The sequence below is a fragment of the Ruegeria alba genome (genome assembly GCF_022321465.1).
Lineage (GTDB): Bacteria > Pseudomonadota > Alphaproteobacteria > Rhodobacterales > Rhodobacteraceae > Ruegeria_B > Ruegeria_B alba.
In genome coordinates this window covers 1-2,988 of the sequence record NZ_JAKOEM010000053.1, presented here as the reverse complement: position 1 = coordinate 2,988, position 2,988 = coordinate 1, and the positions used below count along the sequence as shown (strand labels likewise).

At 65.5% G+C, this 2,988-nt stretch carries 3 protein-coding genes; all 3 read left to right on the top strand.

What is annotated here, in order from left to right:
* Window position 1 precedes the first annotated feature (1 nt).
* Complete coding sequence (locus MB818_RS21710) at window positions 2-1,678, top strand: formate--tetrahydrofolate ligase (RefSeq protein ID WP_234165890.1); 1,677 nt, start codon at window positions 2-4, stop codon at window positions 1,676-1,678.
* Window positions 1,679-1,737: 59 nt separating this feature from the next.
* The gene (locus MB818_RS21705; protein WP_234176646.1) at window positions 1,738-2,043 is read left to right on the top strand and encodes a chorismate mutase; all 306 of its coding nucleotides are present in this window, start codon (window positions 1,738-1,740) and stop codon (window positions 2,041-2,043) included.
* A gap of 70 nt (window positions 2,044-2,113) precedes the next feature.
* Window positions 2,114-2,988: bifunctional methylenetetrahydrofolate dehydrogenase/methenyltetrahydrofolate cyclohydrolase FolD (gene folD, locus MB818_RS21700; protein WP_238906502.1), on the top strand; the 875-nt coding region annotated here is incomplete at its 3' end.

Sequence of the window (2,988 nt, the reverse complement as noted above, 5' to 3'; positions counted from 1 at the left end):
CATGGCGTATAAGAGTGACATTGAGATAGCGCGCGAGGCGCGGAAGTTGCCGATCTTGGAGATTGGTGCGAAGCTGGGGATCGGGTCTGAGGATCTGCTGCCTTATGGCCATGACAAGGCGAAGGTGAGCCAGGGGTTCATCGATTCGGTTCAGGACCGCGCCGATGGCAAGCTGATCCTGGTGACGGCGATCAACCCGACGCCTGCGGGCGAGGGCAAGACCACGACCACGGTGGGACTGGGCGACGGTCTGAACCGGATCGGCAAGAACGCGATGATCTGTATCCGCGAGGCGTCCCTGGGGCCGAACTTCGGCATGAAGGGGGGGGCTGCCGGGGGCGGCTATGCACAGATCGTGCCGATGGAAGAGATGAACCTGCATTTCACCGGCGATTTCCACGCGATCACCAGCGCCCACAGCCTGCTGAGCGCGATGATCGACAACCACATCTATTGGGGCAACGAGGCCGAGATCGACACCCGCCGGGTGGTGTGGCGCCGTGTGGTGGACATGAACGACCGGGCGCTCCGGCAGATCACCTGCTCGCTGGGCGGGGTGTCGAACGGGTTCCCGCGCGAGGCGGGGTTCGACATCACCGTGGCCTCGGAAGTGATGGCGATCCTGTGCCTGGCCAAGGATCTGAAGGACCTGGAAAAGCGCCTGGGCGACATCATCGTGGCCTATCGCCGCGACAAGAGCCCGGTCTATTGCCGCGACATCAAGGCCGAGGGCGCGATGACCGTGCTGTTGAAGGACGCGATGCAGCCCAACCTGGTGCAGACGCTGGAGAACAACCCGGCCTTTGTGCATGGCGGCCCGTTTGCCAATATCGCGCATGGCTGCAACTCGGTCATCGCCACCAAGACGGCGCTGAAAGTGGCCGATTACGTGGTGACCGAGGCCGGTTTCGGGGCCGATCTGGGCGCCGAGAAGTTCATGAACATCAAGTGCCGCAAGGCCGGGATCGCGCCTTCGGCGGTGGTGCTGGTGGCGACCGTGCGCGCGATGAAGATGAACGGCGGCGTGGCCAAGGCCGATCTGGGCGCGGAAAACGTGGCCGCGGTCAACAAGGGCTGCGCCAACCTGGGCCGCCATATCGAGAACGTCAAAAGCTTTGGCGTGCCGGTGGTGGTGGCGATCAACCACTTCGTCACCGATACCGAGGCCGAGGTGCAGGCGGTCAGGGACTATTGCGCCAATCACGGGGTCGAGGCGGTGCTGTCGCGCCATTGGGAGCTGGGTTCGGAAGGGTCCGAGGCGCTGGCGCGCAAGGTTGTCGAGCTGGCCGATTCGGGCAAGGCGAACTTTGCCCCGATCTATCCCGACGACATGGGCCTGTTCGAGAAGATCGAGACCATCGCCAAGCGCATCTATCGCGCCGACGAGGTGCTGGCCGATCAGAAGATCCGCAACCAGCTGAAGGAATGGGAAGAGGCCGGCTATCGCAACCTGCCGGTCTGCATGGCCAAGACCCAGTATTCCTTTACCACCGATCCGAACCGGCGCGGCGCGCCGACGGGCCATTCGGTGCCGGTGCGCGAGGTGCGGCTGAGCGCGGGCGCGGGCTTTATCGTGGTGGTCTGCGGCGAGATCATGACGATGCCGGGCCTGCCGCGCAAACCGGCGGCGGAGACCATCCGGCTGAATGACGCGGGCCAGATCGAGGGCTTGTTCTGAGCCGCGATATGCGCAATTCACGGCCCGGGACCGATCCCGGGCCGTGAGAGTTTCAAGACATGAGCACATCCATCCCGCCGCAGGCCTGCACGGATATGGCCAGCCTGCGCGACCAGATCGACCGGCTGGACCGCGAGCTGATCACCCTGCTGGCCGCGCGGGCGGGCTATATCGACCGGGCGGTAGAGCTGAAGCAGGGCAATGGCTGGCCCGCGCGGATCCCCGAACGGGTCGAGGAAGTGGTGATGAACGCCCGCGCCGCCGCCGAAGGCCAGGGGCTGGACCCCGGCCTGATCGAGGACCTGTGGCGGCGGCTGGTGGACTGGTCGATCGCCCGCGAGGCGCGGGTGATCCGGGAAATCTAGGGCCGGGCCCGCGTGCGCGACCCCAGACGGCAACAAGGCGGTAACAAGACGGCAACAAGGAAGAGAGCAAATGGCAGCAACTGTGATTGACGGCAAGGCCTTTGCGGCCCGGATCCGGGGCCAGGTGGCGGAACATGTGGCAGAGCTGAAGGCCGGGCATGGGATCACCCCCGGCCTGGCGGTGGTGCTGGTGGGCGAGGACCCGGCCAGCCAGGTCTATGTGCGCTCCAAGGGCAAGCAGACCGTCGAGGTCGGCATGAACTCGTATGAGCACAAGCTGGACGCCGACACGTCGGAGGCGGATCTGCTGGCGCTGATCGACCGGCTGAATGGGGACCCGGACGTGCATGGCATCCTGGTGCAGCTGCCGCTGCCGGGGCACCTGGACGAGGACCTGGTGATCAACGCCATCGATCCGGCCAAGGATGTGGACGGGTTCCATATCTCGAATGTGGGCCTTCTGGGCACCGGGCAGAAAAGCATGGTGCCCTGCACGCCGCTGGGCTGCCTGATGATGCTGCGCGACCATCACGGCTCGCTCTCGGGGATGGACGCGGTGGTGATCGGGCGGTCGAACATCGTGGGCAAGCCGATGGCGCAACTCTTGCTGGGCGACAGCTGCACGGTGACCATTGCCCATAGCCGGACAAAGGACCTGGCCGAGGTGGTGCGCCGCGCCGATATCGTGGTGGCCGCGGTGGGCCGACCCGAAATGGTGCCCGGCGACTGGATCAAACCGGGTGCCACGGTGATCGACGTGGGCATCAACCGGATCGAGCGCGACGGCAAGACCAAGCTGGTGGGCGATGTCCATTACGACAGCTGCGCCGAGGTGGCGGGCGCCATCACCCCGGTCCCCGGCGGCGTCGGCCCCATGACCATCGCCTGCCTGCTCGCCAACACCCTCACAGCCTGCACACGCGCAAACAAACTCACAGAACCAAA